Source organism: Erysipelothrix sp. HDW6B (assembly GCF_011301115.1).
GTDB classification, from domain to species: Bacteria; Bacillota_I; Bacilli_A; order Erysipelotrichales; family Erysipelotrichaceae; genus Erysipelothrix; species Erysipelothrix anatis.
On the sequence record NZ_CP049860.1, the window covers coordinates 793,731 to 819,870 of the forward strand.

Below are 26,140 nucleotides of genomic sequence, written 5' to 3' on the forward strand. Positions count from 1 at the left end.
ATTAAATAAAGGAGTGATACAATGATTACATTTCCATCAGATTGGATGATCTACTTAAACGGTGTGATTATCATATGGTTCCTCATTGACCTATATAGAGGTTACAAGCGGGGAATGCTCTTGCAAATCGTAGACGTAGTAGGAACGTTTGTTGCACTTTTTGCAGCATGGCTTCTTTCTCCTGCATTTTCCAAAGTCATCACGTTCGTCAAGTTAGATGGTAATGGACTTGTTACGATTAATCAATTCGTAGGCAATCAGGTTAACCGCCTGATTTGGTTCGTAGTTCTATTTGTAGTAATACGTATCCTCTTGTTACTTGTAACACCACTTGCATCATTCATATCCAAGATGCCACTAATTAAACAAGTTAATTCAGCAATTGGCGGTGTGTTTGCTGTCGTGATGTTCGGAGTTAAATTAATGATTGCGATTTTACTACTCTCAACACCATTAATTATCAATGGCCAAGATGTTGTTAATAATACGTGGTTAAAACAAGTCAATGAAGTCGGACAGCCTGTACTCGTATTTGTCGATGACTTTATCATTAGAAATGATGCAATTCAATCGATTATCATGGAACAAAAACTACCCGACGAACAAGAACAGGCAATGGTAAAATGGCTAACGGATAATAATTTTACAGATCAAGAAATTAAGGAGTTTTTAAATAAATATGAATAATATATCGTCTCGTCTCGAGTTCGATAAAGTACTAGAACGAGTATCATTTTACGCATCGTTCTCACTAGGGAAAGAGAAGGTGCTACAAAGTGAGCCTTCTTTTTCTGCTTTAATCGTTCGTCGAGATTTAGCACGTGCAAAAGATGCACTGCAACTAGTTATAACCAACGGATCATTATCTTTTGGTGGTATTACCGATGTAAATTTTGCACTAGGGTTTGCAGCAAAAGGTGGAACACTCGCAATTGATGAAATCATCGATGTCGGTCGCTTTATGCAAGGGATTCAACGCTTAAAAAATCAATACGAGAAAGTTGAAGGCAGTTATCCTGCTTTGGATGACTTGTTTGAAAGTTTAGTTGTGAATGAAAAAGTGCTTGATCATATCAATCATGCATTTGGAGAACAAGGGAATGTTCTTGATCGAGCAAGCACAACACTTTCTTCGATTCGAAGAAGTATTACACAGCTTGAAGGAAATATCGATAAACAAACGCAAGAGTTCTTGACGAAAAATCGTTCCATGTTGAGCGAAGCGGTTGTTTCTTTACAACATGGTCGTAAAACATTCTTAATCAAGCCATCCGAGAAAAACAAACTCGATGGAACAATATATGGTGAATCCGCAAGTGGACAATCTGTATATTTTGAGCCTGCGTTTTTATCACGCATGCAAAATGAACTTCAAGGTTTACATCATCAAGAAGCCGATGAAATTGAGCGAATTTGTCGCGAAACATCGGGTCTAATTGCTGGGGAAGCCCTACAATTAGAAGCTGATGTTGATACTGCCGGAATTCTTGATGCGCTCTTTGCGAAAGCAGAATGGGGCCATAAAAATGACGCGGTCGTCGCGACATTGACCAAAGATTCTTTAAAGTTGAAGAACGCACGTCATCCACTAATTGACCCTAAAACAGTCGTTTCAAATACATATCAAATGATTCCGCCTCACCGAATGATACTCATTTCAGGGCCGAACACTGGTGGTAAATCAGTGTCGCTCAAAACAATAGGTTTGAGTATTATGATGACCTTAGCGGGCTTCCCAGTGTGCGCTGAAGAAGCAGAAGTTATGTTGGTTGACAAAATTTTTGTGGATATTGGGGATCAACAGTCTATTGAGAAGTCGTTATCGTCGTTTTCAGCGCATATGCAAACGATGACAACGGTCAGTGAAGATGCAACACGCAATTCGATTGTACTTCTTGACGAGCTCGGTTCGCAAACGGATCCTCTCGAAGGAGAGAGTCTTTCCATGGCGATTCTTGACCATTTCCGAGATGTGGGATGTTGGGTTGTCGCAACAACGCACTTCTCAAGATTAAAACAATATGGTACGCAATTTGAGGATATTCTAATTGCTAGCGTTGAATTTGACCTTCAAAATTTGATGCCAACGTATCGCTACCGTGAAAACATCATGGGCGAATCGAATGCGTTTGCGATTGCTAAACGACTTGGCTTAAACGAAGCGATTATCAATCAGGCTCAGGAGTATAAAGAAGCAAGTCAATATGAAACAGAACATATGATGGAAATTCTTGAGGCCAAAATTCAAGAGCAAGAACAAAAAATTGTTGAGCTGAATGAGAAAGAAAATGAGTTAGAAAAAGACAAAGCGCAGCTTCTGTTAGATCGTGAAGCAATGCAACGTGCATTTGAAAAAGAAAAAGAAAAATTAGTTGAAGAAAATGAATCCTATCTCGAAGAGATGCTTTCAGAAGCTCAGAAACAACTTGATGTGATTAATCAATCAAGCCGTCCTGATTTTAGAAAACAAGCCGTCAAAAAGATTGAATCAATGCAACGTGAAATTGTAGTAGATGATATTGCGATTGGTGATCGGGTTAAACTAAAATCAACCAGCCAGGTTGGTGTGGTAGAAAGTATTGAAAAGAATACCGCACACGTATCAATCTCTGGTCTAAAAGTTAAAGTCGATTTATCAAAATTGACTAAGATTGCTGGACCAGCACCAAAAGTGAAATCAAAACAACGGAAATCACATTCTATCAGTGCTCGTTCATCATTCAATACAGAGCTAAATATAATCGGTAAACGTGTTGCGGAAGCAATTCCAATGGTAGATAAATTTATTGATGATGCCCTTGTCAACAATGTCGTTCAATTCCGAATAGTACATGGGCACGGTACCGGACAACTTCGTAACGCTGTTCACGATAGACTTCGAAAGAATAAACATGTCGGTTCATTCGAACTTGGAAGTATTGGTGAAGGTGGCTCGGGAGCTACCGTCGTTAAACTAAAACAGTCATGAAGCATACCATTGAAGAAAAACTAGCATTACTTCCAACAGAGCCCGGTTGTTATCTCATGAAAGATAAAAACGGAGAAATTATCTACGTTGGGAAAGCGAAAAAACTTAAGAACCGTGTAAGTTCCTATTTTCATGGTGCGCATGATCACAAGACAACCAAGATGGTGAGTCAAGTGCGAGATTTTGACACAATTATAACGTCAACAGAAAAGGAATCGTTGATTCTCGAGATTAACCTCATTAAAGAACACCGTCCGCGCTTCAATATCCTATTTATGGACGATAAATCATATCCTTACCTGAAGGTGAGTCGTACTGGCAAACCGGAAGTTATTGTATCCCGTGATAAAAAACATTCACCGAATTACACTTACTTTGGTCCATATCCAGATGCTACTGCTGCTCGAGCTATGGCAAGTGTTCTGAATGATTCTATTCCAACAGGAGATGATTTGCTTCCGAATACACAAGCAATCTACAATAGCTTTAACCGTACCGAAAAAAAATACTCGAAAGAAGAGTTAGCGTTGTGGCGACAAAACGTTGTCAGCATCCTTAATGGTAATTCGAAATCGTTCATTGATGCTCTAGAAGTGAAGATGCTTGAAGCCAGTCAAGATATGAATTTTGAATTAGCACAACGCTATAAAGAAAAGCTTCAGGCAATCGAGTATGTAGGAGACCGCCAACAAGTCCAATTCAGTCGCACTGAAAACTTTGATGTGTTCAACTTTGCATACTATCAAGGATACATTGCGATTACCGGTTTGTTTGTCCGTGCGGGTCGTTTGCTTGAGCGAACCATGGCGGTTGAAGCAAGCCTCGAAGAACCAGAAGATGCACTGACATCATTTATCGCGCAGTTCTACCAAAACCAACCTACTCCTAAATACGTATATGTACCAGAATTGCTAGATAAAGATTCGATACAGGCGATGATTCAAACTGAAGTTTTGCATGCTCAACGTGGGAAAAAGCGAGCATTAATGGATATCGCTGAAAAAAATGCACAACAACAATTAGATGATCAATTTCAACTCCTCAAAAATCGTCAAAATTTCAAAGAAGAAGCACTCTTGCACTTATCGCAATTACTATCCTTTTCCGAGACAATTCATAGGATTGAGGTTTTTGATAACTCGCATATTTCGGGAACCTTCGCCGTTTCGGCATGTGTTGTTTTTGATGATGGGGAACCGAACAAATCGTTGTATCGTAGATACCGTCTACACCAAGGCAATGATGATGTAGCATCAATGAAAGAGGTTCTATACCGTCGTTATTTTAGAATTCTGAAAGAAGATGGTATCTTTCCAGATTTAATTTTAGTAGATGGTGGGAAGCCGCAAGTCAATGCTGCACTCGAAATTATGGAAATGTTAGACTTAAACATAACCGTTGCAGGACTTGTGAAAGATGATCGTCACCGTACTCATGCGCTACTAAATGCAAGTGGTGAGATTCTCAATGTCGATAAAACATCATCCTTGTATGCATTAATGACGCATATGCAAGATGAGGTCCACCGTTACGTTATTGGGTACCATCGAAATTTACGTAAAAAAGCGATGACCAAATCAATCTTAGACGAGGTTCCGGGCTTAGGACCGGTACGACAGAAACAACTCTTTAAGACCTTTGGATCGCTTCGTGGAATCCGTGGCGCAAGCATCGAAGAATTAGAAACGATTATTCCAGAAGATGTTGCACGCGAACTCTATGATATAATTCATATAGATTGGACGGAACATAATGATGAGAAATAATAAGACAATAGGACTTTTTGATTCTGGGTTGGGTGGATATAGCGTTTTTCAATATTTAAAAACCCATCTACCATCGTTAAATCTCGTGCTCTATGCGGATCAAAAAAATGCGCCATATGGCAACCAAAGTGACCAAGCAATTATTGAGCATACAATTCATGCAATGGCTTGGTTTGAGGCTCAAGGAATTACCGATATCGTGATTGCATGTAACACCGTATCTTCAATTGCGATGGCAGCAATTTCAAAGGTCTATCCGGCTTTAAATATTATGGGGATTATTGATCTCACGACGTCGCAAATGACAGGTACTAACGATACGGTGGCAGTTGTATCAACATTGGCAACACATCGATCCAAGGCATATACCAAATCTTTACATGCTCGTGGTATCTATAATGTTGTAAGCCTGCCGTTGGGTGACCTCGTGAACTATATAGAAAACATGGAAGATCCGTCAGAGTATCTTCAAAAAGCACTTGAACCGATTCAAGAGGCAACAACGCTAATTCTAGGTTGTACACACTACCCTTTGATATTAGATTCATTCGAACGCTTCTTTGATGGGGAAATTGTAGATTCAAGAGAACCGATTTATAAGGTTTTAAAACATTATGAAAGCAATCAGGATGGATTCATCCGCGTTGTAACGAGTGGAAATCCTGCTATTATGCGAGAACAAATCAAAGCGTTATTTCTAGAAGATGTCGAGGTTGAAGGTGTATGAAAGAGTTTATCGTTGTAAGTGATAATCATGGTAATGCAAAGGTGCTCCAACAAATTTTGGAAAAACACCCTAATGCAGAAGGATTTGTCCATTGTGGCGACAGTGAGATGGATCCTCGTGATTTAAAGAATTTTACTGTCGTAACGGGTAACAACGACTATTACTTTAAATTTCCAGAATATATGATAGTGACGCTTGGCGGAAAACGTATCTACGTTACGCACAGTCATACGCTTCCGTATGGTAAGGCAATTGAGACTTTAGTAGCACGTGCAAAAGCACAAGACTGTGAAATTGCTTGCTATGGACATACCCATAAATTTGATTTTAGAACGATTGATGGAGTAACTGTTATTAACCCAGGTTCACTCTATTATAATCGTGACGGAAGTGATCCAAGTTATGCCAGAATTACGATAGAAAATGACATTATCTCCGCTGAAAAATTATTTTCGAAAGATTTATAAAAGGCGTTGTAAATGGCTGTACTATTTGTTATTATAATAGTCGCAGTGTCTTCGTAGCTCAGTGGATAGAGCACGCGCCTTCTAAGCGTGTGGTCGGGGGTTCAAATCCCTCCGAGGACGCCAATTGAAATTATACCCACTTAATAGTGGGTTTTTTTATATCCTCAAGTAGAAAACCCCTACAAAACCCCTACAATCTTAGATTTTTTCAATTATATCCAGTAATTCATCATCGCTTTTTTGCATTAAATGTGCGTACGTTTTGAGAGTTTGTGAGGTTGTTGAGTGCCCAAGTCGTCTAGAAACGGCAATAATATTGGCTCCCTGGTTAATTAAAATAGTAGCGTGAGAGTGCCTTAAATCATGTAATCTGATTTCTCTTACACCACTATCTTTAATTGCTTGTTTAAAGTGCCTTGTGAGCGTTGTTTTGGAAATAGGTTCAATGCCACCGAAAATGAACTCTCCTTCGAATTTGAGCACTTCTTGTATTTCTAGAGCCAACTCTTCATGAATCTTCACGATGCGACTGCTGCCTGCGGTTTTTAATGTTCTGTATTTGTTATCTCGGATCATAAATGAATTATTCTTAACATCAAAGTCACTTTTAGTCATCATCCTTAATTCTTCTCGCCTTGCACCTGTATAGAAGAGGGACTTCACCAAAAGTCGAGTAGTTCTATTAGAAATGGAATCTAAGACTTTGGTCATTTCTTCAGCATCCCAAAAAGGGTGGTCTATCTTTTTTCGTTCTGGTATTGTTTCTAGTAGTTTAGTGTTGTCCGGCAAATCATAGTACAGGTATGCGTGATGGGCTACAGCTTTTAAATTAATTATAATTTTGTTTTTGTAACCTACTGCATAATCTAAACTTAAAATATTGTTATAGACGTTCATCCAATCTTTTTTCGAGATATTCGTGTAACGTTTTGGAAGCATGTTCTTCCAGAATGTATTAACATAGTATAATTTTTCATTATAGGTTTTATTGGATATTTTCATTTTTACCGAGAGTAAATAAGAATCAAATACTTCTTGATATGTTATGGAATCTCTCTCATGGGTATCGCTTTTGATTTGTCGTCTAAAATCAACTTCAAAATTCTTTGCTTCACCTTTTGTGTCGAAAAGCTTTTCTTTTGTTCGTACAGAACCTTCATCATCTCTATAATTAATTTTAGCTTTCCATCTACCAGAGTTTGTTTTTGTCACTGCCATTGCTATTTACCTCCATTTTTTGTAAAATTAAGGTACAACAAAAGGGAATCTGCGCGATTCTTAGTTGTACCTAGCACCGGTTACCGCCGGTGTTTTTAATAGTTCGTTTATTAGATACAGTATACATACCGTATGCTTTTTTGTTGACACCACGGGGAGCCATGGTATAATCAATGTATAAATCAACCAAAGTGTTGGTTTAATTTATAAATAAAACAAAGGACATAGTTACGGTTTAGGTTAGCCCTGAATGAGATAGCTATGTCTTTTTGTTTTCTAAAAGGTCAAGGTACATTACGCATCTCTTAAAAAAAGTAGATTGCATACATTGATTTCTATCCGCTAAGAAATACTCTATACAAATAGATCGGATTTCGCTGATTGAAAAGTTTGTGATGCTTCGACTAAATGACTTGAATATTTTGTCAATTTTAGCATCATCGAATGAGTCGATGTAATCATGGAATTCGTTGAAATCTTTAAATTCGGGGATTAAGGAGATATTTCTGATATTATTATTCCCGTAAATAGTTTGATAGGAATCCCTAACTAGAAACTTTTCAAGGTGGGTGTTCATTTGTTTCTCTTCAACGGTAAGTTTGTCATAATACTTATAAATTGGTACCAATGTAGTCCAGGCGACAGATTTTAGTCTTTCTGAGACAATTAGATTTGGAACATATCCAAATGAGTCAAAGAGAATATCTTCAAAGAGATTTGTGATGTGGAATGTTGAGTAGCCAAAGCGACCCAAAATTGATTCCTTTTTTCCAAATGCAATTGCGATTTGACCATCTTCAACATTTTCTAATTCGTCAGAATTTACAACGATTGTTGTAGCATCACCAGTTTCTAGACTGCTATCAACAATTTTTTTTATTAGTCTCTTTGCTGATTTAACCAAAGAAGAAGGTAATCCTGGTGTTACTGAGTTCAGTTCTAAGTAAAGTCTAGAATAATTATCAGTAGAAATCTTTGTAATTGGAATTGAACCACGAGAAGTGACGATATTTTCTCTTGTTTCTATTAGTAATTTTTCATTTTCCTTGAACTCAACAAATATAAAGTGATCTTCAATTTTATCAAAATCATCTTTATCAATGCATTCAAGAAAATCCAAAATAATATTCCTTATATTCTCATCCTCTAACGAGTAACCCAGAAATATAATAGGCGAGTCAGAAAAAAGGGTAAGCATTTTAGCTATTATCAATCGTCTATTGTAATTGAAAATTTTATAATCTTGCTCTGTAAAAACTAGAGAATTTACATCGGTGATACACCCGTGAATTTTATAAATTTCTGCAATGTTAAATCGATCAGATTTAAACAAATCACTTTGGTTTATATATACATCAAATCCTTCGTTAAAAATATGATCTTCAAGTAACTTGTCATAATTTGTAGTTATTATTGATGATACTTTGTTATTAAGATTTCTAAGTAAACTAATTTCTTTTTTTAAATAACCGTTTTGTTTAAGTGATATTTTTTTAAATCTGTTTTTAAGGAAAATCTTGTACGGTGATACACCTTGTTCTACCCAGTTTGGTATTGACTCCTTTGGTTTACCTTTTATTGAGTTGAAAAAATAATCATTATATAAAGTTTCTGCTCTCGAACCTAAGTGCTGATTAGTCTCAAAAATAGTAAAATTGTTTTGATTGCATTTGTCTAATTCTTGAGCATAGGTTACTCCGGATGGATCGATAATTTCAAACGACTCACGAATTACACCAATCCAATCAGGAGAGTCCTTAATATATCTTTTGGAAAGTCCTGCTCCGACAAACAATACAGGCAATCTTTTACCGTCAACAATTTTTTTTAAAACGGATTGAAATTTCATTTGTATGTAACCTCCTTTTTAAATGAATCCTAGTTCCATTACCTTTATCAGTGAATTAACTTCTCGTTCGACTGTAACTATATCTTCGGTATTACACGAGAAATGGTTTTCCATTACGTGGATAACTTCATGAATTGTTGTTTCTTGAAGCTGCAAACTATCAAACCTGTTATTTAAAATTACATTAAAATATAATCCATCAAAGTAGCAAAACCCTCTAATGTTTGTCCCCATATTTTCTTTTATGCTAATTACAATATTATTAATACTGCAAAAATCTTCAAAGCTCACACACATGCCTCCTATTTGATATTAATCAAGACCTCTCTCTTTTCTGATACCACTTATGATGGTTAAGACCATCTCTAAATCATCAGGAGTAAGATCCTGAGTCTTATCAAACAATAACTGTAAAGTATGATTATTGTATATTTCATTATAAAGATGTAACAAGTCCGGTTTCTCAGATAAATGTTGTAGGTTAGCGATATGATCCCCATAGTAATTATCGCGGTCGTTTTTATGTTCGACATTCTTTACAAAGTAATTTACATCCATACCAAGTGCGCTGGCTATAGAGACAAGATCTCCGATAGATTCGGGTTCTCGCACACCATTTTCCCAGTTTGAAATTGTATTCTGAGAGAATCCGGTTTTTTCTGCTAATTGAGATTGTGTCAGTCCGATACTTTTTCTTGCATCTTTTAACTTTTTGCCAAATTCATGACGATCAAATATTTCTTTCATAATAAATCTCCTCGAGACAAATATATCACATTGAGGGATATATAGCAACATCTATATAACTTTATGAGATATTTCTATTGCATTATCTCGCCGTGTGATATATGATTGCTTTAGGAGGTGAGCAAATGGAAGAACATTTAACTATAAAGCAAATGAGACATATCAAAGGATTATCTCAAGAAAGTGCAGCAAAATCAGTTGGGTTATCAAGAGAACATTTAGGGCGTATTGAAAAGGATCCTGAGCAATTAAGGAAAGTAAAAATCGATACAATTCTAAACCTTGTTAATCATTATGGTTTCAGTATAGGAGATGTATATTTTTTTAAACAATAATATCTCGTCACGAGATATTCTGAAGGAGAAATACGATGACAAGTAAAGAACGAGCATACAGAATTATGCTAGAGGATCCAACTCAATTTGTATCCAAAACAACCATCAAACACTTTATTGGGGCTTCAAATGAAGATGTAATTAACAATATCTTTAATGAATGCAAACGAATTGAACGTTTGAAAACTCCAAAAGAGTTTGATGCAAGACCAACTAAGGTTCAGAAGAAATTAGTTTTTAAAGTTACAGGTATTGACTTTAATTTCGCGTTGAAACAATACTTGGCAGAAAAAGAACGAAAGGAGACTAGCAATGGATAAAGAAAAAGAAATCGTAATTGATGGTGTTATTTATATAAAAAAAGAAACTGCTCTGTACGAAAGAACAGTCTCAAAACTTTTGTCAGAAATAGAAAACACAAACTGCAGAACGTCGCAAGATACACTGAATCTCGCACAAGCAGTTAGCATTTTTATTTCATTAACTACAATTGAAGATTAATTGCTCTTATAGAATTGAATATCTAAAAGCAAACTTTTATCGAAAATTACATATTTACCATTCTCGGATAATATCGCGTAAACGGTGGCGGTTACATCGTCAGAAATATAGGTTTTAATATCGTGTGTGATCTTTTTGCCATTCTGAACATATGTAGTCACTTTGCTAACATTTATAAGTTCCTGAGTGAAACCGTTAGAATACCTAACAACTGCATTATACATAGTCATAGCCTCCTTTCATATCAATGATACCACGAGGTGAAGCTAATACACTAAACGAAAGAGAGGAAATTAAATGAATGATTTACAAGTAATTAAAGAAACAGAAGTGTTAAACAAAAATTTCAAGATTTATGGAAATACAGACACCCCATTATTTTTGGCGCAAGATGTCTCGGAATGGATTGAACATACCGATTTATCAAGAATGATGAATTTGGTTGATGAAGATGAAAAGCTGAAACGTACATTATACGTGTCAGGTCAAAATCGAGAAATGTGGTTCTTAACTGAGGATGGCCTTTACGAAGTATTGATGCAATCTCGCAAACCTATCGCAAAACAGTTCAAAAAACAGATTAAGAAAATTTTAAAAGATATTCGACTATACGGAAAATATGAGGTTCCCCAAACGTATTCGGATGCTTTAATGCTTGCAGCGAATCAACAAAAACTAATCGATATGCAAAATCAATTAATCGGTGAATATAAACCTAAAGTCGACTATATGGACCGCATTTTAAAATCAAAGTCATTGGTAACCATTACACAGATTGCTAAAGACTATGGAATGAGTGGCCAAGCATTGAATAAGTTACTACATAAACTAGGTGTTCAGTTCAAACAATCGGATCAATGGCTCCTATATCAAAAACACCAAGCAAAAGGATATACCCATTCCGAGACAGTTGTAATTGAAGATGCCATTGGTTTAGAGAGAACAGTTATGAATACTAAGTGGACACAAAAAGGACGTTTATTCCTATATGACTTATTAAAAGATAACGATGTATTGCCAACAATAGAACAGGAGAACAGTCATGATTAACGCAATGATAACAATATCTACTGTAATGGTAACAATACAAACAGGTGCAACGATTTTACTAGCATATGCAGTCATTAAATGGCTCAAAGAGATGTGGACTAACGATGAAGCATAAAAAAAGAACACTTATCACGATTGCTGTCCTGGTAGTGTTCTTAGAATCTACTGCTTGTGTTAGTAGTTCTTCTAAATTATCTCATGAAGAACAGGTAATCACAAGTTCAATCGCTAAAATCCCCACTTTAATCCAGCCACAACAAGAATTAGAAGAAGTAGAAGTATCAACTGTTGATTATCAATTTGAAGCCCTAGTGAACGCTACATTCAACCTAGAGACAGGATATGGAACAAGTGACCTATGGGTCTACAACAATAATGCAGGTGGTTATAAATGCAACGGATCCCCAAACGAGCAATGTACCCTGGATAACTACCGAATATTTGATGCGAAATATGAAAGCATCTTAGCGCTGCGAGAATTATTAACAGATTATGTCAATACCTATGGATATGACTTAAAAGCAATACGAAATCGTTATTGCGAGAACTGCGGAGAGAGTGATTTAAATACTTTCACTGAACTTTATTACAAAGAATTGGAGGCTTTGACATGAGAATGGAGGAACCTTAATGGCTAAGAAAAACAAAAACTTAAACAAGAACTCTAAACGAGCGTTCTTGCAGGCTCAACTTGAAGCAATCCAAAAGGAACTAGATGAAGTGCCTGAACTAACTAAAGAAGATTTATTGGAATACTTAGAGAGTTATCCTAAATCATTGCATGAAAGCGAGTTTGCAGATAGCACCATAAAAGTCTACATGCGAGGCGCTAAGAAGCTAATCAACGAATATTCGAGTTTTGATGATTTTATGAGTAAAGATGACTTAATTCAACTGAAGCAAGATTTGCTCGAAGAATATGAAGCAGTATCAACAATTAATTCATACATAACTTCGGTTAATCGTTTCCTATTTTATTGTGATCTGGGTGATTTGAAAATCTCTAAGGTCAAAAGTCAAAACGACAACACGCTTCCGCATCGTATCTATGAACACGAATACAAAAGAATGTGGATGAAAGCAAAAGCATTAGAAAATATGAACTTATACTTTGCCATTCGGATAATGGGCGAAACTGGAGTACGTGTCAATGAACTTCCAAGTTTTACAGTTGCTGCAGTTAAGAATAACTTTGTATCGGTTGATAACAAGGGTAAAGTGCGTAGAGTTCCATTACCAGGACCTCTAGGGCGTGAAATAAGAACATTCACCAAGGCATTGGATAAAGATGTCGATAAGGTTGTTAATCTTGAATACAGGCAAATCTATGATGGTTTAAAAGTAGTTGCCGGTATGTGCAAAATCAATAAAAAGAAAGTCAAACCACACGCATTCCGTCATTACTTTGGTTTCAACTTTGTAAATAAAAAAGGCGAGCTGAAGCTCGCACAATTAAGTGATATCCTTGGCCACTCGAGCGTTGAAACAACGAGAGTATATACAAGAGGTACACTAGAAGACTATTTAAAATCTATGGAGGATATTAGGTAGTTAGATAATTGGCAGGATAACCCATTTCTGTCAAAAGATTGGAGAACGGTATTGTCTTAAAACTTGATGAATACTTTGTAAACGTATTTATTACATTTCTATCCAATTTATTTGCATCAGATTTTGTGAAAAAGAACTTCATACGGTTGTGTAAATGATAGACATCTGTCATTCCCCAACTTTGCTTATAACAATAGAATCTCTCTTCATGAGCACATTTATTTCTATAAATTTTCAACTGTTCGATAAACCAATGCAACTCATCATCAGTGACGTTAAAATCTTTGGCTACAGCAGCTCTTTGATTTGGCATAAGAAAAGTATATAGATAAAGCAATTCGCCCATCGTTAGAGTGTTAACAAGTATCCATAGCGGAACTGATTGATGCTCAGTAATATAATGCTTAATTACTTCATTATGAGAGCTTGACATTTTTTTTGATAGAGTAGCGATTACATTGTGTACATCGGTGCCAATATATTTTGTCCTTAGTTTTCCGTGCTTCATAATATTCTTTTGAGTTCTAGTATAATCAAAATTTCTAAAGTCTAAGTATGCTCGATTATTAGATTTATTATTACTAGAAAAATGGTATGCGATGGAGGACCTCAGTGCTTGTTCAATCTTCAGTATTTTTTTTAAGAATACATTTCTTAAATCTCTATCCATCTCATAAAGTGCATATATTTCATCAAAATGTGTTCCTGGTAAAAAAATAAACTCAGGACTGGTAGTTGCCTTAAAGGGATCTCTATATCCATTTATTACGGCATGGTATCCTTCGGATTCTAGTATTCGTTTTGCTCTTGCAGGAACTTCTAAATTTTTGTTTCTCAACTTCTTTAGTTGAGTATTATGAGTCAAAAAAATGTCAGCCATATTTTCTCCTAAAAAAAACAAAGGAAGCTGTAGCTCCCTTTGCTGGTACTAAGGTACCCCGTTCACATATGAATCTTAACATGGGGACGCATGAAAATCAATGACTTAAATATAAAAAAGTATAGATTTTTAAAAAGGTTATTAGAAGGCTTGGTGAGTGCCAATTATCTAGTTTTTGAAATTACAAATAATATACAGGTTATCTACCAAAAAAAACAAAGAAAAGGAGTGATAAATATGTATCTATTAGTTGATGTCACAACTGGAAAAGTTGTAGCTTCAGGTTCAATTCCTGAAATAGAAAAAGAAACTCAAATACATAGAACTCGATTGCAATGGTCATATGCGATGAATGAAAAAATTATTGACGGCCAATTTAAATTGATTAGAAAAGCGATTGAATCTAAATGATTGAACGTAACGGATATATAAAAGTTCATCGGAAAATGATGAACTCGGATGTATTCACAGACTCCAACAAAATGAAGTTATGGATGATCTGTTTATTCAACGCTGCTTATGAACAAACTAGTCAATTAATCAATGGTGAAAAAGTAACATTGAATGCTGGTGAGTTTGTTACTGGTAGGTATGTTCTTGAAGAGCAATTTAATAAAGGTGTAAAGAAAGCAAATCGAGTTTCGGGAATTACGTTAATGCGAATGCTTAAATCGTTTGCGAGTTCTCAAATGTTGAACATCAAAACGACTAACAAATATACACTTGTGACTGTGTTAAATTGGAGCGATTATCAAGACAGTGAACAACAAAGTGACATCAAAGTGACATCAAACCGACATCAACCTGACACAAAGAAGAAATATAAGAAATATAAAGAATTAAATAATAAAGATATAGTTCGTATTTTTGATCATTGGAACTCTAAGAAAATTAGAGTGCATCGAACGATGGACGATAAACTTACAAAACAAATTCAGATTCTAATTGATGAACTCGGTAGTGAACAAATTATTATGGCCATTGATACATATGATGCAATCATAAAATCAAAAGAGTACTACTTCGATTATAAGTGGTCGCTAATTGATTTCCTCAAAAGAGGAATATCCAAATTCACTGACGAAGAAGTAGCAAAATCAAACTACAGAAGTGGAACAAATGGTTTGGACAGAAAGGAAAAGTATGCAGAAGATAGCACAGAAGGAATTGGATACACATAGTATCCAGAACGACTATGAAGTTAAATGCAAGATTTGTAATGACAGAGGATTCGTAGTGACTACTAAGGAAGATGCAGAACTTGTTGAAGAAAAAGAAGAAATCATTACAACAATTATTGATGGGCCAGACGGCACTACGAAAAAGAAACATACACCGACAGGAGTTTTTAATAAGGTGTATACAAAAAAGTGCATTTGCAAGGTCAAAAGCGACTACATGTATAGATTGACGGCAGGGGGGATGTCAAATTTTATCAATCATTCTTTCAATAACTTCATTACGAAATTTAAGTGGCAGGAGATCTTCCTCAATTCAGCAAAAGATTTCCGAAAGGATCCTACTCAATTATTCTTCATGAGTGGAATAGCAGGGAGCGGTAAAACACGCTTGTGCTCGACTTTAGCGAATTACCTTGTCTATAAGGGTTATTCCCCTGAATACCTCTTATGGGAGCGAGAAATGGCGGAAGCGACTGATAACTATAGAGCTATTGACTTCAAAAAGTTTAGCATGTGGTCATCGATACCATTGTTGTACATTGATGATTTTCTCAAATGCATGGATAACGACATAAATAAACTTAGTGACCTAGAGAAACGTACTGCGCGTGCAATCATAAATGCCAGGTACAATAACCCCAAATTGATAACAATCATCAGTACAGAGCTTACAGACGTGCAATTAGAGCGAATTGACAGGTCGTTGTTCAGTAGATTAAAAGAAATGGCAACATCGAAGTACTTACACTTTATGGATCCTAAAGATACAAGTAGAGATATAAGGCATTTGAAATTTATTGGCGAATGGCCAACGGAGGAAATAAAATGAGTAAAAATACAAAAACAACACTAAATGATCTAAACGAATACCTATTTGGAACGCTAGATGCACTTTCAAATGAAGATTTAGAAGGAGAATCGCTTGAAAGAGAAATTAAGCGCGCTAAACAGATTAACGAAGTTGGTAAGACTATAGTTGATAATGCACGTGTTGTTCTGGATGCGCACAAACATAAGGATGAATATGGGTACGGTAACCGAAATACCAAACTACCAGGAATTCTAGCGATAGATCATGAAGAATAATAATAAATATAGAAGTGAAGTTGTAGATTTTATACGTAATAATGTAAAAAAACTTACGACAAAAGAGATTGCTGCACTTGCATCAGATTATTTTGGCGAGGAATACACTGTGTCACAGATTGCCAATGCAAAGCTTAGGTACAACATTAAAACAGGGGAGCGTCGAGGAACGTTTAAGAAAGGACATGTACCCTTTAATAAAGGTACAAAAGGCATGTTCAATGTTGGAGGTAACAAAACTAGTTTCAAAAAGGGGCAAGAATCCACAAATAAGAGGCCTATTGGTTCAGAAAGAATTGATAAAGACGGATATATTATGATCAAGGTTAGTGATGAGAGATATAGCTATAAGAACTGGAAACCGAAGCATAGAGTAGTTTGGGAATCTGTCAACGGACCGGTACCCAAAGGTCATCGAATTATTTTCCTTGATCGAGATAAGCAAAATGTATCTATTGAAAATCTAATGCTTGTTAATTTCGGGACCTCGGCCGTTATGAGTAAGAAAAATTTATTTCACTCGGAACCAGAGGTAACTAAGTCGGGAGCATTAATATCAAGCATTGAGATACTGACGAATAAAAAGAGTAAGTTAGTTGATAAGAAACTATAAAAACTATAAAAAAATAAAAACACTCTTTCAGCCTTTGTATAAAGGTTGTAACGAGTGTTCTGAAAAAGGAAATAACATGCAGGTTATTTGAAAACTTACAAAAGAAAATTATGAAACAAAAGTTAGTATGGTGTGCTTAGTTTGTCTTAACAACAATCGATTTATCAAGTTTATAAAATGCAAAAGAGATTAAATGCAATATTTGAATGCAATCAAATTCACTATCAGATGAATAAATTTTCGGGGTGTGAGCTCGAGGGTTTCTAAACATACTGGTGATTGATTTTAACAGTTCTATGAAACCCTTGTGTTCATTTCTTTCGGTATCAGTTTGCAAAGTATTGAACGCGATATAGGGATCACTAATTTTAAAGCATTCATCAATTAATCTCGAACCATCCGTAACGAGACCAGTACGAATTCGTATGTCATCGTATAAGCCTTTGGATGATTCAAAGATAATTGAGTGGTAATCATTGTTTAAGATTTCGGGTGTACAATAGCTAAGAATTTTTGGATGAATATTCAAATTACTAAGTTTCATTTTAAATGATGATGAATTGATATTAGCTTCTCTTAGTGTTGTTGCAGCTATGGTAGTGCTGACTTTACCGCTTTCCAAAATTCTAATGCCATCAAAAGCAAGAATGATGTTCATTTGATCTAGAATTTCTTTATGCGCTTTTTGGTTGCTTACATATTTTCTGGGATTTAGAAAATCCTCAATTACTTTATATATGTGATTTTGGGATTTATAGGTAGCTGAATATTCTGTGAATAAGGCATACAATCTTCGCCATTTAGTATCACCCTCCATGTAGTTGTTTGCAGGAAAATTTGCAGTTTCGAGTAACCTAGTAATTTCTGTTCCGCTCAGGTTATCTCCCATTATTCTACAAATTCCTTCAATTGAACCTTCGGTAATCATTGTCATCGCTGTCCATCCTCCATTATATATATTATACAGAGCATGTTATTTAAAACAACAAAAACTATAAATGTGATAAACATTACTTTCAGCAACTCTACAAAGGCTTTGAGGAGTGTTTGAAAAATTCAAATAAGATACAGGTTATCTACCTGTTAGAAAGAGGAAATAAAATGAATAACGAAATATTAAATGCAATTCTACAAGAAGAAATAGAAAACTTTGAAAATCATGAGGCGGTAATGATTGTTGATACGGAAGATGTCCAAGTTATGGACTGGAAAAGTCCTGGATCATCGCATTATGCAATCCGTTTCGTACTTAACAGAAATCATATGTATCTAAGTGGAGATTTAGGAAGTGCTGTATTCGATTTAACGTGGTTCCCTAGATTCACTGATAATTGGACCGAGTCTTATCAGTATCTAAAAGAAAAGATTGTGTCTTGGTCTGAACAATACTCAACATGGAATGTAAATGTTCTTGAAAAAGATATTGAAGAATGGATTGAAGAACAAAAAAGTGAAGACTTTGATAGAGATGAATTGGAAAAAATTGAGGAGATACTTCGTGAATGTTTGGGAGAAGTTGAGTATTCAGGAACTGGAGGAGAATGGTCGTTTTGGATTGCTTTAAACGGATCACGAATTTCAGATTATGATGTCGACTATCACGAAACATTCAACCACTTTGGAAAGACAACACCATTACGATTCTACTTATGGGTTGAAGCATTAAGAATGGCAAGTATTCAACTTAATGCAAATGATTAATTGTAAAGAATGGAGTGATGAAGAATGAAACAAAGATACTATGTTGAAGTTTTACTAAATGATGAATGGTGTACGATCGTCCACATGTCAACAGGTAAAACAATTTATCGTTATACAGAAGAAACAGCAGCTAAATTTTTCAAAAGCCTTTGTAAAAAGTGGAAAGGCGAATTTAGGCTTCGTCAAGAAGATAGGAGTGACGAAGAATGAAACAAGTAACTTTTGAAGAAGCAATGGAATCATTTACTAAACTTAGTCTCGATGGTCGGAAAAACGCAGACATACTTTTAAGTTTTATCGAGCAACATAAACCACCGACATGGGAAGAGATTGTGCTTGTTTGGGAAAAGTTAGGATACGATAATGTAAATTTATGGGAACATTTTAAAATGCTTTTCTTGGTAGGCTATGGGAAAAACCCATTATTTGTATCGTTGAAAGACGGTATCGAATCTAATGATGATGTGTATGTGGATATAACTGTGGATATGCTAAATGCTATCAACCTAACAATCAGATACTTAGAAGCGCAGGAGAATGTTGATGAAAAGAACTGATGCTACCAGCATTCTGAATTCAATACAAAAAGATATTGAGCTTATGAATGGTCCTAATTGGAAATACCTTTCGCTAGCAACACAAACTCGAATCGAATATAGCTACAAAGGAAAAATTCACAAACTGTATCATTTGTTCGTGAATGAAATTATTGAGCCAGTAGCTGAAGTATTACAAATCATTACAAAGTTCATCGTTGATTTAATTCATACATTAGGTCATGTTTTTGAAGAAATAGGTTATTTTCTAAAACAATCATTTGAACCGCTTAAATAGTGGCTAATATTACATTATTAAAATTCAAGAAAAGATATACGTATTCTTGAATAATCTAAACAAAGAAAAGAGGGTTGAAAATGTTAAAAGAGGGTAAATTAAATATGTCCACTGAATCCCAAAACATTTCTATTTGGGGTCACAAGTTTACAAAGGAAGAATTTGATAAATTGGTCGAGATGCATCGAACACCTACATGGGAAGAAGTTGTTAAAGCTTGGGAACGCATGAATGCTAAAAAATATGACTACGACTTTGAATTGATTTCGGTTGAATATGACTCAAGCATTCTTGGCGAAAGAATTGTAATCAACTTTAAATGGTTCGGGGAACAGACAAGAGACATTATCGAAAAAGAGGTTTTAATTACTGACTTTAACCAAGGAAATGACCTTATTAAACTAAATGCAATAAACCTAACAATCAGGTACTTAGAAGCACAAAACATCATGATTTATAAGAAATAGGTTAATTTATAAAACAATCGATAGAACCGCTTAAATAGTGGCTCATATTACATTATTAAAATTCAAGAAAAGATATACGTATTCTTGAATATCTAAAACAAAGAAAAGAGGATGAATTATGAAAGTTTTAATCGGAAATGCAATCATTGAAAAAGAAAGAATCGAAAGAGTTTCTATTGATAGACAATACAGTTTCTTCGGATTTAGATATGTGGATGTTGATGTATTGATAAAGCAACCATTACCTCAAAATGAATGGGTTTCTCCAATGATTGTTTTGCAGCAATTTGATTATGAAACGATTACCGTCGCAACCTTCAGGGGTAGAAGCCAAGAAGAAAAGGTATCGAAACTAATTGAAGAAATATACAGGATAATAAATCAAGACGAACCGATCGAAGGGGTGCATTAATGGAATCTCTTGCAGAAACTATGAAGTGGTCTTTTGGATTACTGATAGTAGTTTGTATTTGGGCCTTGATATTAATCATTATTAAGTCAACTTTGGACGCGCTAAGAAAATCGAACACTAATGGAGAAGAAGAAAAATGATACGTGACACATTTAATAGTTATATTAGCTGCAAAAGATGGTTAGAAGGATATCCAGATTTGCGACGAAGATTTTTTGAGTCATTACCAGGTACAGGAATATCGGGCATTTCATATGAAGAGTTTGTGTCTACAGGGACCAACCACGGCATGAGGTTGTCTAGACTATCAGATAAAATGGCCGAGTTTGACCAAATAAATAAGCAAATGATCTACCAATGTAAGAGCACGATTCAGATTTGCGAAATATGGGTGGAATTAGCAAGACCTAAAAATAAAGATCTACTTGTACAAAAGTTTATGATTGAAAAAAGGACGGATGAAGAAGTTGCTAATATCGTGGGGTATGAACGATCATGGATAAAGAGAAGAATTGATAGTGAGATAGAGTACTTGTCGTCAATAAAATAAAGCACAATTGGGCTAAGAAAATCATGATACTATGATAGCGTGAAGTTGTTGCGAACTTCACATCTCCATATTGCCCTTGTTCGCAAATTTCCTCGTTAAGACACACTAGTTGTGTCTTTTCTTTTTGGTTACCATCGGAGGATTGATGGTGATAACGATTAAGAAAGGATGAACATATGTTTGTATGTAATAAGCACTGTGTTGCAAAAACAGATCATTTAGAAACAATTCAAATTGTTCCAGGTGACATAATCAGTGTTGGAAAATCAATACGAAATAAAGTAAGAGTGTTGGTTGCAAATAAGGGAATTGGCTACTTGGATTCTGCATTAATTGAAACTCATTTTAAACATCATGATTAAGCAGAAGAAAAGAAGAGCAAGAAGAAGTCCACCAAAAGACTGGATTGCTGAAATCAAGAAGGGGAATGTAGATTCATTTTATAAATCAACAGACTGGGATATTGCACGAGAGAGTGCGCTGATTCGCGATAAGGGCGTTTGTCAATGGTTTCTAGGCAAATTCAAACATGAAGTCACTCCAGACTACATAAGTCTTGTAACAGCGACTACAGTCCATCACATCAAGCCTCTACGAGAATATCCGGAGTTGGCACTTGATGTGTCAAACTTAGTGAGTTTATCCTTCGAAGCGCATGAACGTATTGAAGGTAGATGGCGTGATAATTTCAAGAAAAGAAAAGTAATTACAGAGGAAAGGTGGTAATTATGAATACAGATAAATTGATTAATCTTTTGAAGGTAAAAGGGTTTAATCCCATACTTCAATCTGTAGAACAATATGCATCAGTAATTAATATCACACCTAAGGTTGCTGCAACAGTATTCAATGATGATGAAGTTGTAACTGGTTTTATGGTTTTCATTGAACCAAGCAATGATCAAGAACATTCAATGATTGCTCTTACCTTGATGGTGTTGCTGACGACAACTGTTACTAACTTAACGAATGGTCAGGCTACAGATGTATTAAACTATCTTGGATTGAATGATGATAAGTTACCAAAGAAACGAAGTGTAGAGCTAGATGGTTTTCTATTTACTATCGAATTAGTTGGTGGATTAATTTCATATCGTGCAACTGAAGTTGCTTGTTTAAGCTAAGATACCCCCGTCAAAATCTACGAATTGAATATTTGTTAATAGGAGCGGATGTGGTGGTTGACTGTACAAAAAAAACAAAACTCTCGTGTGAAAGGGGGTGGGGTCAAAATGCCTAAGAAAATGCCAACTGAAACAAAGAATTCCAATAATAAGGAAAAATCGGGAAAAACAAACCCATCAAAGATTGGTAAAAAAGCTGAAGAAACTCAAAAGAGACTTTCTATCAAAGAAGATCTGATTTATCAATTAGAAGACTCCGGAAGACTGCAAAGTTTTTATACGAATCTTATCGAAGATTATCTTTTCTATTATGACCTCAAAGAAAGATTCCGAAGGGATATTGAGAATCGTGGTTTAATCGTTACAGTTACATCCGGTAATGGTTTTCCAAAGAAACAAACTAACGAATCCGTAAAGGAACTTCGAGAAACAAGTAAGATGATGCTTAAAATACTTCAGGATTTGAAACTACAGGAACCCTTGACTGGAGTAGATAAATACGATGAATCGGATTATACATAAATACATCGATGAATACATTCAATTTGTAAAAGATAATCCAAATGAAGTATCTAGTGACGTCTTGTTGTTAATTGAAAACGTAGTAGAGCCAATCTTGATTGACGAAAATGTATATTTCGATGTCGAAACATACGAAAAATGCATCCGATTTGCTGAGCGTTGGTTCTATAAACTCTTTCCTTATCAAAAGTTTCGGTATGCTTTTGCATTTATGTATCGTAAAGACAATCAAGATATTGTAACCTTTCCTGAACAACTTGATATTATGGCGCGTGGCAACGGCAAAGATGGGTATTTGATGCCACTTGCTTGTTTCCTCCTAACTCCGATGTATGGTGTAAAGAACTATAACATCGATATTGTTGCGATGGCAGAAACACAAGCTCTAGATTCATTCAATGTAGTTTATGACATGTTGGAATCAAACGCGGAGGCCATGAAAAAACTCTTTTATTGGAATAAAACAGTGATCATTGGAAAACAAACAAAATCTAAGCTTCGATTCAATACAACAAATGCAAGAACCAAAGATGGTAAAAAAACTGGCATGGTAATAATCAATGAACTTCATGCTTACGAGAACTACGATCAGATTAATGTATTTACATCAGGTCTCGGGAAAGTTAAACATGCTCGAACGTGGGTGATTTCCACAAATGGAAATGTGAGAGGTGGCCCATTCGATGAAAAAATTGATAATTCTACATCCATTCTGAATGGAGAGCATAACCATTTAGGTATTTTTCCTTTTATCAATAGAATTCGATTAGATGAGGAACCTCTTATCCATGAACCAATGAAGAAATACTGGGAAACACATGATGAGGCGGATGTTGATATTACACCGTGGTGTAAAGCGAATCCAAGTCTACGTTATATGCCGGTATTGAAGCATCAAGTGATTCAAGATTACAAAAAAATGACCAAACAATCTTCATATAAATTGGAATTTTACTCAAAACGTATGAATTTCACATTAAATGATGAAGAAGTGGCAGTAACAAGTTGGGAAAACATTAGACGTGCTTCATATTCCGATGTAGATCTAAAAATTCCAAGAACACATGATGAATTACGTGGGAAAAATGCTGTAGTAGGAATAGACCTTGCTACCTTCAATGATTTTGTATCAGCAGGATTTTTGTTTAAAGAAAATGATGAGTACGTATGGAAATCAAAAACATGGGTATGTAAGCGCAGTAAATTTTTCGCTGGTATCAAGTTTGATTTTGGTTCTATTGGAAGTAATGGCTTCACAGATTTCGAAATTATTGATGAAGATTACATTGACGAAAATGATGTTGTTAAATGGATTACAGACGGTATGAAAGAGTATAATGTACTGAAAATTGTCAGTGATAGTCATAGATTTCCAATGCTCAAAAAGTCGTTCAATGAGTATGGTTTCGATGTTGAGTCTAGAGACAATTCATTTGGACTGCTCCGAATGATTCGTCTTAATACTTCAGTTTACAATATTTTAGGCCCGATGATTGAGCGTCTCTTCGCAGAAGGAAAAATCAATATTGGAGATTCAGCAATGATGCGCTGGTCCATAAACAATACAGCACTAACGCGTAATAAAAACGGTGATATTACATTTGAGAAAATTGAACCTAAGCTACGAAAAAACGATACATTCATGGCTTTTGTGCATGCAATGCAAGCTCACGAATTATTGGAGCAACAAACTATTACTGTCTATATCTAGGAGGTGAGTATGTCACTATTTAGCAAAATATTTAAACGTGATTCAGGCGGTGCAATGGTATTCGATGATGGCGATGATATTGCAAAAAGACTTCACATCAAAGAATTTTGGATAGACCATGCGGTGACGCTAATATCCGAAACTATTGGTAAAGCCGATTTTAAAATAAGTAGTAAAAAAGAAATGAGTGGTCAAACCAAATCCGCTCTCTATATACTCAACGTTCAACCAAACCCTAATGAGTCGTCTACAGAATTTTGGATAAAAGTTATTCGAAAAATGATGCTTGATGGGGAATGTTTGGTACTAAATACAAGAGGCGCACTATTCAGGATTAAAAGTGCAGAAGTAAGCAAATCTGTTACCGTTGGTAGAACGTATTCAAAAATAGTAATTGAGGGTCCTGCTGATGAAACAGAGGAATTAGCAACGTCCTATTCGTACAGTGACATTCTTAAATTTACAGTTCCGAATGAAAAATTTCAAAACCTCGTCAACAACTATTATGAAGATGTTGGTAATTACATTGCATCTGCTGCAAAGTCATATCGACGCTCCCAATCACGTAAATCAATATTGAGAACACAAAATCAAAATATGCCCCTAGCAGATCAAAAGGGAAACCCACTAACATTTAAAGAATACGCCGCTAAACTTGCTGGACAGGTTAATAGTGAAAATGATGAAATCATTCTTCTTCCATCCGCAATTGATTTAGAAGATGTATCAGATAAAACTTCAAAAAATTCTGAAGATATCACGAAATTTATGAAGCAATTTGGCGATGCGACAGCCGCCGCCGCGCGAATCCCTTTAGATGTATTTTACGGAATTAAAACTGAAAAATCAGACGGGACCGCGGATCTCATAAACTTTGCATGCATGCCTTATATCAAAATCATCCAGAATGAACTGGATGGAAAATTAAGCACTGAACAAGAATACTTTGAAGGGGCTCGATTTATTTTGAATAAATTCGCGCTTCAATACTTCAACATTATTTCTCATGCAACGTCTATCGATAAATTAAGAAGCGTTGGGTTTAGTCATAACGACATTATGAAGGCTTTAGATGAACCAACGGTTGATGAAGAGTGGGCAAATCGTCGTTATGTTACAAAAAACTATATGAATGTCGAATCGGAGGGAAAGGAGGAAGAGAATGAAACAAAAGAGTGATGTATTTCAATTTGTTAAAGAAAATGAAATGAATACAAACATCTACCTTTACGGAGAAATTCGTAAAGGTGATTTTTGGGAGAGAGTATTTGGGCCTGATGAAACTAGAGTAGATGCATATTCATTTAAAGATTTACTTGCAGCGGTAGAAACACCTAAAGTCACAGTTCGTATTAATTCTATGGGTGGATCAGTATCTGAAGGACTTGCAATTTATAATCAACTTACTGATTTTCCAGGTGAAGTAGAAACAGTCGTAGATGGATTTGCGTGCTCGATAGCAAGTGTAATTTTTATGGCAGGAACGAAACGTGTTGTTCCTGAGTCTTCATTGGTGATGATTCATAACGCTTGGTCATCAGCTGTTGGTGATGCTAATGCAATGCGAAAAGCCGCTGAGTTACTTGAAAAAGTTACAACTCCAAGCATTAACATCTATCAATCTAAGACTGGCCTTGATGAAGATTACATTAAGTCTTTGATGGATAACGAAACGTGGCTTACGTCTAAAGAATGTTTTGATTTGCGTTTTGCAACAGCAGTTGAGCGTAATGATGTAAAACAATCTTTGGACGAACAATATCTTTCTAAGCTAATTCTTGAAAACAAAGAATTGCGCAGTAAAATTGAAACAAGTTTTGAAAACGAAATAAATGAAATAGAAATAGAATCATCATGGGATGGTTATTTTGATTAACTAG

Annotated in this window: 38 protein-coding genes and 1 tRNA gene; 32 read left to right on the forward strand and 7 right to left on the reverse strand. The window is 35.4% G+C overall.

All coding sequences use genetic code 11. The features are described from left to right. The first annotated feature begins 21 nt into the window (after window positions 1-21). The 6 genes from G7061_RS04005 (at window position 22) to G7061_RS04030 (ending at window position 6,051) form a co-directional block, all read left to right on the forward strand. On the forward strand, window positions 22-687 hold the full coding sequence (locus tag G7061_RS04005; RefSeq protein WP_159638238.1) for a CvpA family protein: 666 nt from the start codon (window positions 22-24) through the stop codon (window positions 685-687). Then, the gene (locus G7061_RS04010) at window positions 680-2,968 is read left to right on the forward strand and encodes an endonuclease MutS2 (RefSeq protein WP_159641034.1); all 2,289 of its coding nucleotides are present in this window, start codon (window positions 680-682) and stop codon (window positions 2,966-2,968) included. Before G7061_RS04005 ends, G7061_RS04010 begins: the two co-directional genes overlap by 8 nt. Then, complete coding sequence (gene uvrC / locus G7061_RS04015; RefSeq protein WP_166119069.1) at window positions 2,965-4,734, forward strand: excinuclease ABC subunit UvrC; 1,770 nt, start codon at window positions 2,965-2,967, stop codon at window positions 4,732-4,734. The genes G7061_RS04010 and uvrC overlap by 4 nt, the downstream gene beginning before the upstream one ends. Then, window positions 4,721-5,461, forward strand: coding sequence for a glutamate racemase (locus tag G7061_RS04020; RefSeq protein ID WP_166119072.1), 741 nt, complete (start codon window positions 4,721-4,723; stop codon window positions 5,459-5,461). Before uvrC ends, G7061_RS04020 begins: the two co-directional genes overlap by 14 nt. Next, window positions 5,458-5,928: a metallophosphoesterase gene (locus G7061_RS04025; protein WP_166119075.1), complete on the forward strand. Its 471-nt coding sequence runs from the start codon at window positions 5,458-5,460 to the stop codon at window positions 5,926-5,928. Before G7061_RS04020 ends, G7061_RS04025 begins: the two co-directional genes overlap by 4 nt. A gap of 47 nt (window positions 5,929-5,975) precedes the next feature. Then, window positions 5,976-6,051: transfer RNA gene (locus tag G7061_RS04030), tRNA-Arg, on the forward strand. Between the two features lie 75 nt (window positions 6,052-6,126). On the opposite strand, the gene G7061_RS04035 is transcribed toward G7061_RS04030, so the two are convergent. The 4 genes from G7061_RS04035 to G7061_RS04050 all read right to left on the reverse strand — a co-directional run bounded on the left by G7061_RS04035 (window position 6,127) and on the right by G7061_RS04050 (window position 9,742). After that, window positions 6,127-7,146, reverse strand: coding sequence for a site-specific integrase (locus G7061_RS04035; protein WP_166119079.1), 1,020 nt, complete (start codon window positions 7,144-7,146; stop codon window positions 6,127-6,129). A gap of 259 nt (window positions 7,147-7,405) precedes the next feature. Next, window positions 7,406-8,995 carry an SIR2 family protein gene (locus G7061_RS04040; RefSeq protein WP_166119082.1) on the reverse strand — a complete coding sequence of 530 codons (1,590 nt, stop codon included), beginning with the start codon at window positions 8,993-8,995 and terminating at the stop codon, window positions 7,406-7,408. A gap of 18 nt (window positions 8,996-9,013) precedes the next feature. Beyond that, a complete protein-coding gene (locus tag G7061_RS04045) occupies window positions 9,014-9,286 on the reverse strand; it encodes a hypothetical protein (protein ID WP_166119086.1) in 273 nt (90 codons plus the stop codon). Window positions 9,287-9,307: 21 nt separating this feature from the next. After that, window positions 9,308-9,742, reverse strand: coding sequence for a helix-turn-helix domain-containing protein (locus G7061_RS04050; protein ID WP_166119089.1), 435 nt, complete (start codon window positions 9,740-9,742; stop codon window positions 9,308-9,310). A gap of 125 nt (window positions 9,743-9,867) precedes the next feature. Here G7061_RS04050 and G7061_RS04055 point away from each other — a divergent pair, with 125 nt between their 5' ends. From G7061_RS04055 to G7061_RS04065, 3 genes are read left to right on the forward strand one after another with little or no spacing between them, the layout of a single operon-like run. Then, window positions 9,868-10,077 (forward strand): helix-turn-helix transcriptional regulator, encoded by a 210-nt coding sequence (locus G7061_RS04055; protein WP_166119093.1) that lies wholly within the window; start codon window positions 9,868-9,870, stop codon window positions 10,075-10,077. Between the two features lie 35 nt (window positions 10,078-10,112). Further along, complete coding sequence (locus tag G7061_RS04060; RefSeq protein WP_166119098.1) at window positions 10,113-10,397, forward strand: hypothetical protein; 285 nt, start codon at window positions 10,113-10,115, stop codon at window positions 10,395-10,397. After that, window positions 10,390-10,578 carry a hypothetical protein gene (locus G7061_RS04065; protein ID WP_166119103.1) on the forward strand — a complete coding sequence of 63 codons (189 nt, stop codon included), beginning with the start codon at window positions 10,390-10,392 and terminating at the stop codon, window positions 10,576-10,578. The genes G7061_RS04060 and G7061_RS04065 overlap by 8 nt, the downstream gene beginning before the upstream one ends. On the opposite strand, the gene G7061_RS04070 is transcribed toward G7061_RS04065, so the two are convergent. Next, window positions 10,575-10,802: a hypothetical protein gene (locus G7061_RS04070; protein WP_166119106.1), complete on the reverse strand. Its 228-nt coding sequence runs from the start codon at window positions 10,800-10,802 to the stop codon at window positions 10,575-10,577. The two genes, G7061_RS04065 and G7061_RS04070, sit on opposite strands and share 4 nt — an antisense overlap. Before the next feature lie 73 nt (window positions 10,803-10,875). On the opposite strand from G7061_RS04070, the gene G7061_RS04075 reads away from it, so the two are divergent. The 4 genes from G7061_RS04075 to G7061_RS04085 are packed head-to-tail and all read left to right on the forward strand — an operon-like array spanning window position 10,876 to window position 13,179. Further along, complete coding sequence (locus G7061_RS04075; protein WP_166119110.1) at window positions 10,876-11,628, forward strand: phage antirepressor KilAC domain-containing protein; 753 nt, start codon at window positions 10,876-10,878, stop codon at window positions 11,626-11,628. Then, the gene (locus G7061_RS10930) at window positions 11,621-11,743 is read left to right on the forward strand and encodes a hypothetical protein (RefSeq protein WP_255466698.1); all 123 of its coding nucleotides are present in this window, start codon (window positions 11,621-11,623) and stop codon (window positions 11,741-11,743) included. The genes G7061_RS04075 and G7061_RS10930 overlap by 8 nt, the downstream gene beginning before the upstream one ends. Continuing rightward, a complete protein-coding gene (locus tag G7061_RS04080) occupies window positions 11,733-12,242 on the forward strand; it encodes a glucosaminidase domain-containing protein (protein WP_159645648.1) in 510 nt (169 codons plus the stop codon). Before G7061_RS10930 ends, G7061_RS04080 begins: the two co-directional genes overlap by 11 nt. Before the next feature lie 16 nt (window positions 12,243-12,258). Further along, complete coding sequence (locus G7061_RS04085) at window positions 12,259-13,179, forward strand: tyrosine-type recombinase/integrase (RefSeq protein WP_159645645.1); 921 nt, start codon at window positions 12,259-12,261, stop codon at window positions 13,177-13,179. On the opposite strand, the gene G7061_RS04090 is transcribed toward G7061_RS04085, so the two are convergent. Further along, on the reverse strand, window positions 13,172-14,059 hold the full coding sequence (locus G7061_RS04090; RefSeq protein ID WP_159645643.1) for an Abi family protein: 888 nt from the start codon (window positions 14,057-14,059) through the stop codon (window positions 13,172-13,174). The two genes, G7061_RS04085 and G7061_RS04090, sit on opposite strands and share 8 nt — an antisense overlap. 90 nt (window positions 14,060-14,149) lie before the next feature. On the opposite strand from G7061_RS04090, the gene G7061_RS04095 reads away from it, so the two are divergent. Genes G7061_RS04095 through G7061_RS04115 form a run of 5 tightly spaced genes read left to right on the forward strand, consistent with a single transcriptional unit; the run spans window position 14,150 to window position 16,939 of the window. Then, window positions 14,150-14,470 (forward strand): hypothetical protein, encoded by a 321-nt coding sequence (locus G7061_RS04095; protein ID WP_166119113.1) that lies wholly within the window; start codon window positions 14,150-14,152, stop codon window positions 14,468-14,470. Further along, the gene (locus tag G7061_RS04100; RefSeq protein ID WP_166119118.1) at window positions 14,467-15,240 is read left to right on the forward strand and encodes a hypothetical protein; all 774 of its coding nucleotides are present in this window, start codon (window positions 14,467-14,469) and stop codon (window positions 15,238-15,240) included. The genes G7061_RS04095 and G7061_RS04100 overlap by 4 nt, the downstream gene beginning before the upstream one ends. Then, window positions 15,203-16,069, forward strand: coding sequence for a hypothetical protein (locus G7061_RS04105; RefSeq protein ID WP_166119121.1), 867 nt, complete (start codon window positions 15,203-15,205; stop codon window positions 16,067-16,069). The genes G7061_RS04100 and G7061_RS04105 overlap by 38 nt, the downstream gene beginning before the upstream one ends. Continuing rightward, a complete protein-coding gene (locus tag G7061_RS04110; RefSeq protein WP_159740739.1) occupies window positions 16,066-16,326 on the forward strand; it encodes a hypothetical protein in 261 nt (86 codons plus the stop codon). Before G7061_RS04105 ends, G7061_RS04110 begins: the two co-directional genes overlap by 4 nt. Continuing rightward, window positions 16,316-16,939: an HNH endonuclease signature motif containing protein gene (locus G7061_RS04115; protein ID WP_166119125.1), complete on the forward strand. Its 624-nt coding sequence runs from the start codon at window positions 16,316-16,318 to the stop codon at window positions 16,937-16,939. Before G7061_RS04110 ends, G7061_RS04115 begins: the two co-directional genes overlap by 11 nt. Window positions 16,940-17,075: 136 nt before the next feature. On the opposite strand, the gene G7061_RS04120 is transcribed toward G7061_RS04115, so the two are convergent. Continuing rightward, window positions 17,076-17,873, reverse strand: a complete 798-nt coding sequence (locus tag G7061_RS04120) for a TIGR02391 family protein (protein WP_166119129.1) — start codon at window positions 17,871-17,873, stop codon at window positions 17,076-17,078. Window positions 17,874-18,040: 167 nt separating this feature from the next. Here G7061_RS04120 and G7061_RS04125 point away from each other — a divergent pair, with 167 nt between their 5' ends. From G7061_RS04125 to G7061_RS04190, 14 genes are all read left to right on the forward strand, one after another. Beyond that, the gene (locus G7061_RS04125; RefSeq protein WP_166119133.1) at window positions 18,041-18,640 is read left to right on the forward strand and encodes a hypothetical protein; all 600 of its coding nucleotides are present in this window, start codon (window positions 18,041-18,043) and stop codon (window positions 18,638-18,640) included. Between the two features lie 24 nt (window positions 18,641-18,664). Next, window positions 18,665-18,850 (forward strand): hypothetical protein, encoded by a 186-nt coding sequence (locus G7061_RS04130; RefSeq protein WP_166119137.1) that lies wholly within the window; start codon window positions 18,665-18,667, stop codon window positions 18,848-18,850. Continuing rightward, window positions 18,847-19,197 carry a hypothetical protein gene (locus tag G7061_RS04135; RefSeq protein ID WP_166119140.1) on the forward strand — a complete coding sequence of 117 codons (351 nt, stop codon included), beginning with the start codon at window positions 18,847-18,849 and terminating at the stop codon, window positions 19,195-19,197. The genes G7061_RS04130 and G7061_RS04135 overlap by 4 nt, the downstream gene beginning before the upstream one ends. Then, window positions 19,184-19,474 (forward strand): hypothetical protein, encoded by a 291-nt coding sequence (locus tag G7061_RS04140; RefSeq protein WP_166119146.1) that lies wholly within the window; start codon window positions 19,184-19,186, stop codon window positions 19,472-19,474. Before G7061_RS04135 ends, G7061_RS04140 begins: the two co-directional genes overlap by 14 nt. A gap of 104 nt (window positions 19,475-19,578) precedes the next feature. After that, window positions 19,579-19,941 (forward strand): hypothetical protein, encoded by a 363-nt coding sequence (locus G7061_RS04145; RefSeq protein WP_166119152.1) that lies wholly within the window; start codon window positions 19,579-19,581, stop codon window positions 19,939-19,941. 118 nt (window positions 19,942-20,059) lie between these two features. Continuing rightward, window positions 20,060-20,353: a hypothetical protein gene (locus tag G7061_RS04150; RefSeq protein WP_166119155.1), complete on the forward strand. Its 294-nt coding sequence runs from the start codon at window positions 20,060-20,062 to the stop codon at window positions 20,351-20,353. Between the two features lie 136 nt (window positions 20,354-20,489). Continuing rightward, the gene (locus G7061_RS04155; RefSeq protein WP_166119158.1) at window positions 20,490-20,903 is read left to right on the forward strand and encodes a hypothetical protein; all 414 of its coding nucleotides are present in this window, start codon (window positions 20,490-20,492) and stop codon (window positions 20,901-20,903) included. A 176-nt stretch (window positions 20,904-21,079) separates the two neighbouring features. Beyond that, window positions 21,080-21,265, forward strand: a complete 186-nt coding sequence (locus G7061_RS04160; protein WP_166119161.1) for a hypothetical protein — start codon at window positions 21,080-21,082, stop codon at window positions 21,263-21,265. Then, window positions 21,237-21,629, forward strand: coding sequence for an HNH endonuclease (locus tag G7061_RS10830; RefSeq protein WP_205700111.1), 393 nt, complete (start codon window positions 21,237-21,239; stop codon window positions 21,627-21,629). Before G7061_RS04160 ends, G7061_RS10830 begins: the two co-directional genes overlap by 29 nt. A gap of 2 nt (window positions 21,630-21,631) precedes the next feature. Next, on the forward strand, window positions 21,632-22,027 hold the full coding sequence (locus tag G7061_RS04170; RefSeq protein ID WP_166119164.1) for a hypothetical protein: 396 nt from the start codon (window positions 21,632-21,634) through the stop codon (window positions 22,025-22,027). A gap of 108 nt (window positions 22,028-22,135) precedes the next feature. Continuing rightward, window positions 22,136-22,549, forward strand: a complete 414-nt coding sequence (locus G7061_RS04175) for a P27 family phage terminase small subunit (protein ID WP_240914427.1) — start codon at window positions 22,136-22,138, stop codon at window positions 22,547-22,549. Next, window positions 22,530-24,260 carry a terminase TerL endonuclease subunit gene (locus G7061_RS04180; protein WP_236261723.1) on the forward strand — a complete coding sequence of 577 codons (1,731 nt, stop codon included), beginning with the start codon at window positions 22,530-22,532 and terminating at the stop codon, window positions 24,258-24,260. The genes G7061_RS04175 and G7061_RS04180 overlap by 20 nt, the downstream gene beginning before the upstream one ends. Window positions 24,261-24,269: 9 nt before the next feature. Continuing rightward, window positions 24,270-25,439: a phage portal protein gene (locus G7061_RS04185; RefSeq protein WP_166119167.1), complete on the forward strand. Its 1,170-nt coding sequence runs from the start codon at window positions 24,270-24,272 to the stop codon at window positions 25,437-25,439. After that, window positions 25,423-26,136 (forward strand): head maturation protease, ClpP-related, encoded by a 714-nt coding sequence (locus G7061_RS04190; protein ID WP_166119172.1) that lies wholly within the window; start codon window positions 25,423-25,425, stop codon window positions 26,134-26,136. Before G7061_RS04185 ends, G7061_RS04190 begins: the two co-directional genes overlap by 17 nt. Window positions 26,137-26,140: the final 4 nt, after the last annotated feature.

Excerpts from the sequence above, each read along its gene's own strand:
- G7061_RS04190 (WP_166119172.1), top strand. The coding sequence starts at position 25,423 with ATGAAACAAAAGAGTGATGTATTTCAATTTGTTAAAGAAAATGAAATG.
- G7061_RS10930 (WP_255466698.1), top strand. The coding sequence starts at position 11,621 with ATGATTAACGCAATGATAACAATATCTACTGTAATGGTAACAATACAA.
- G7061_RS04115 (WP_166119125.1), top strand. The coding sequence starts at position 16,316 with ATGAAGAATAATAATAAATATAGAAGTGAAGTTGTAGATTTTATACGT.
- G7061_RS04010 (WP_159641034.1), top strand. The coding sequence starts at position 680 with ATGAATAATATATCGTCTCGTCTCGAGTTCGATAAAGTACTAGAACGA.
- G7061_RS04085 (WP_159645645.1), top strand. The coding sequence starts at position 12,259 with ATGGCTAAGAAAAACAAAAACTTAAACAAGAACTCTAAACGAGCGTTC.
- G7061_RS04160 (WP_166119161.1), top strand. The coding sequence starts at position 21,080 with ATGTTTGTATGTAATAAGCACTGTGTTGCAAAAACAGATCATTTAGAA.
- G7061_RS04065 (WP_166119103.1), top strand. The coding sequence starts at position 10,390 with ATGGATAAAGAAAAAGAAATCGTAATTGATGGTGTTATTTATATAAAA.
- G7061_RS04155 (WP_166119158.1), top strand. The coding sequence starts at position 20,490 with ATGATACGTGACACATTTAATAGTTATATTAGCTGCAAAAGATGGTTA.
- G7061_RS04095 (WP_166119113.1), top strand. The coding sequence starts at position 14,150 with ATGAAAATCAATGACTTAAATATAAAAAAGTATAGATTTTTAAAAAGG.
- G7061_RS04100 (WP_166119118.1), top strand. The coding sequence starts at position 14,467 with ATGATTGAACGTAACGGATATATAAAAGTTCATCGGAAAATGATGAAC.
- G7061_RS04025 (WP_166119075.1), top strand. The coding sequence starts at position 5,458 with ATGAAAGAGTTTATCGTTGTAAGTGATAATCATGGTAATGCAAAGGTG.
- G7061_RS04020 (WP_166119072.1), top strand. The coding sequence starts at position 4,721 with ATGATGAGAAATAATAAGACAATAGGACTTTTTGATTCTGGGTTGGGT.
- G7061_RS04130 (WP_166119137.1), top strand. The coding sequence starts at position 18,665 with ATGAAACAAAGATACTATGTTGAAGTTTTACTAAATGATGAATGGTGT.
- G7061_RS04005 (WP_159638238.1), top strand. The coding sequence starts at position 22 with ATGATTACATTTCCATCAGATTGGATGATCTACTTAAACGGTGTGATT.
- G7061_RS04125 (WP_166119133.1), top strand. The coding sequence starts at position 18,041 with ATGAATAACGAAATATTAAATGCAATTCTACAAGAAGAAATAGAAAAC.
- G7061_RS04080 (WP_159645648.1), top strand. The coding sequence starts at position 11,733 with ATGAAGCATAAAAAAAGAACACTTATCACGATTGCTGTCCTGGTAGTG.
- G7061_RS04050 (WP_166119089.1), bottom strand. The coding sequence starts at position 9,742 with ATGAAAGAAATATTTGATCGTCATGAATTTGGCAAAAAGTTAAAAGAT.
- G7061_RS04090 (WP_159645643.1), bottom strand. The coding sequence starts at position 14,059 with ATGGCTGACATTTTTTTGACTCATAATACTCAACTAAAGAAGTTGAGA.
- G7061_RS04175 (WP_240914427.1), top strand. The coding sequence starts at position 22,136 with ATGCCTAAGAAAATGCCAACTGAAACAAAGAATTCCAATAATAAGGAA.
- G7061_RS04070 (WP_166119106.1), bottom strand. The coding sequence starts at position 10,802 with ATGTATAATGCAGTTGTTAGGTATTCTAACGGTTTCACTCAGGAACTT.
- G7061_RS04135 (WP_166119140.1), top strand. The coding sequence starts at position 18,847 with ATGAAACAAGTAACTTTTGAAGAAGCAATGGAATCATTTACTAAACTT.
- G7061_RS04140 (WP_166119146.1), top strand. The coding sequence starts at position 19,184 with ATGAAAAGAACTGATGCTACCAGCATTCTGAATTCAATACAAAAAGAT.
- G7061_RS04145 (WP_166119152.1), top strand. The coding sequence starts at position 19,579 with ATGTCCACTGAATCCCAAAACATTTCTATTTGGGGTCACAAGTTTACA.
- G7061_RS04040 (WP_166119082.1), bottom strand. The coding sequence starts at position 8,995 with ATGAAATTTCAATCCGTTTTAAAAAAAATTGTTGACGGTAAAAGATTG.
- G7061_RS04105 (WP_166119121.1), top strand. The coding sequence starts at position 15,203 with ATGCAGAAGATAGCACAGAAGGAATTGGATACACATAGTATCCAGAAC.
- G7061_RS04120 (WP_166119129.1), bottom strand. The coding sequence starts at position 17,873 with ATGACAATGATTACCGAAGGTTCAATTGAAGGAATTTGTAGAATAATG.
- G7061_RS04180 (WP_236261723.1), top strand. The coding sequence starts at position 22,530 with ATGAATCGGATTATACATAAATACATCGATGAATACATTCAATTTGTA.
- G7061_RS04060 (WP_166119098.1), top strand. The coding sequence starts at position 10,113 with ATGACAAGTAAAGAACGAGCATACAGAATTATGCTAGAGGATCCAACT.
- G7061_RS04185 (WP_166119167.1), top strand. The coding sequence starts at position 24,270 with ATGTCACTATTTAGCAAAATATTTAAACGTGATTCAGGCGGTGCAATG.
- G7061_RS04055 (WP_166119093.1), top strand. The coding sequence starts at position 9,868 with ATGGAAGAACATTTAACTATAAAGCAAATGAGACATATCAAAGGATTA.
- G7061_RS04035 (WP_166119079.1), bottom strand. The coding sequence starts at position 7,146 with ATGGCAGTGACAAAAACAAACTCTGGTAGATGGAAAGCTAAAATTAAT.
- uvrC (WP_166119069.1), top strand. The coding sequence starts at position 2,965 with ATGAAGCATACCATTGAAGAAAAACTAGCATTACTTCCAACAGAGCCC.
- G7061_RS04150 (WP_166119155.1), top strand. The coding sequence starts at position 20,060 with ATGAAAGTTTTAATCGGAAATGCAATCATTGAAAAAGAAAGAATCGAA.
- G7061_RS04170 (WP_166119164.1), top strand. The coding sequence starts at position 21,632 with ATGAATACAGATAAATTGATTAATCTTTTGAAGGTAAAAGGGTTTAAT.
- G7061_RS04075 (WP_166119110.1), top strand. The coding sequence starts at position 10,876 with ATGAATGATTTACAAGTAATTAAAGAAACAGAAGTGTTAAACAAAAAT.
- G7061_RS04110 (WP_159740739.1), top strand. The coding sequence starts at position 16,066 with ATGAGTAAAAATACAAAAACAACACTAAATGATCTAAACGAATACCTA.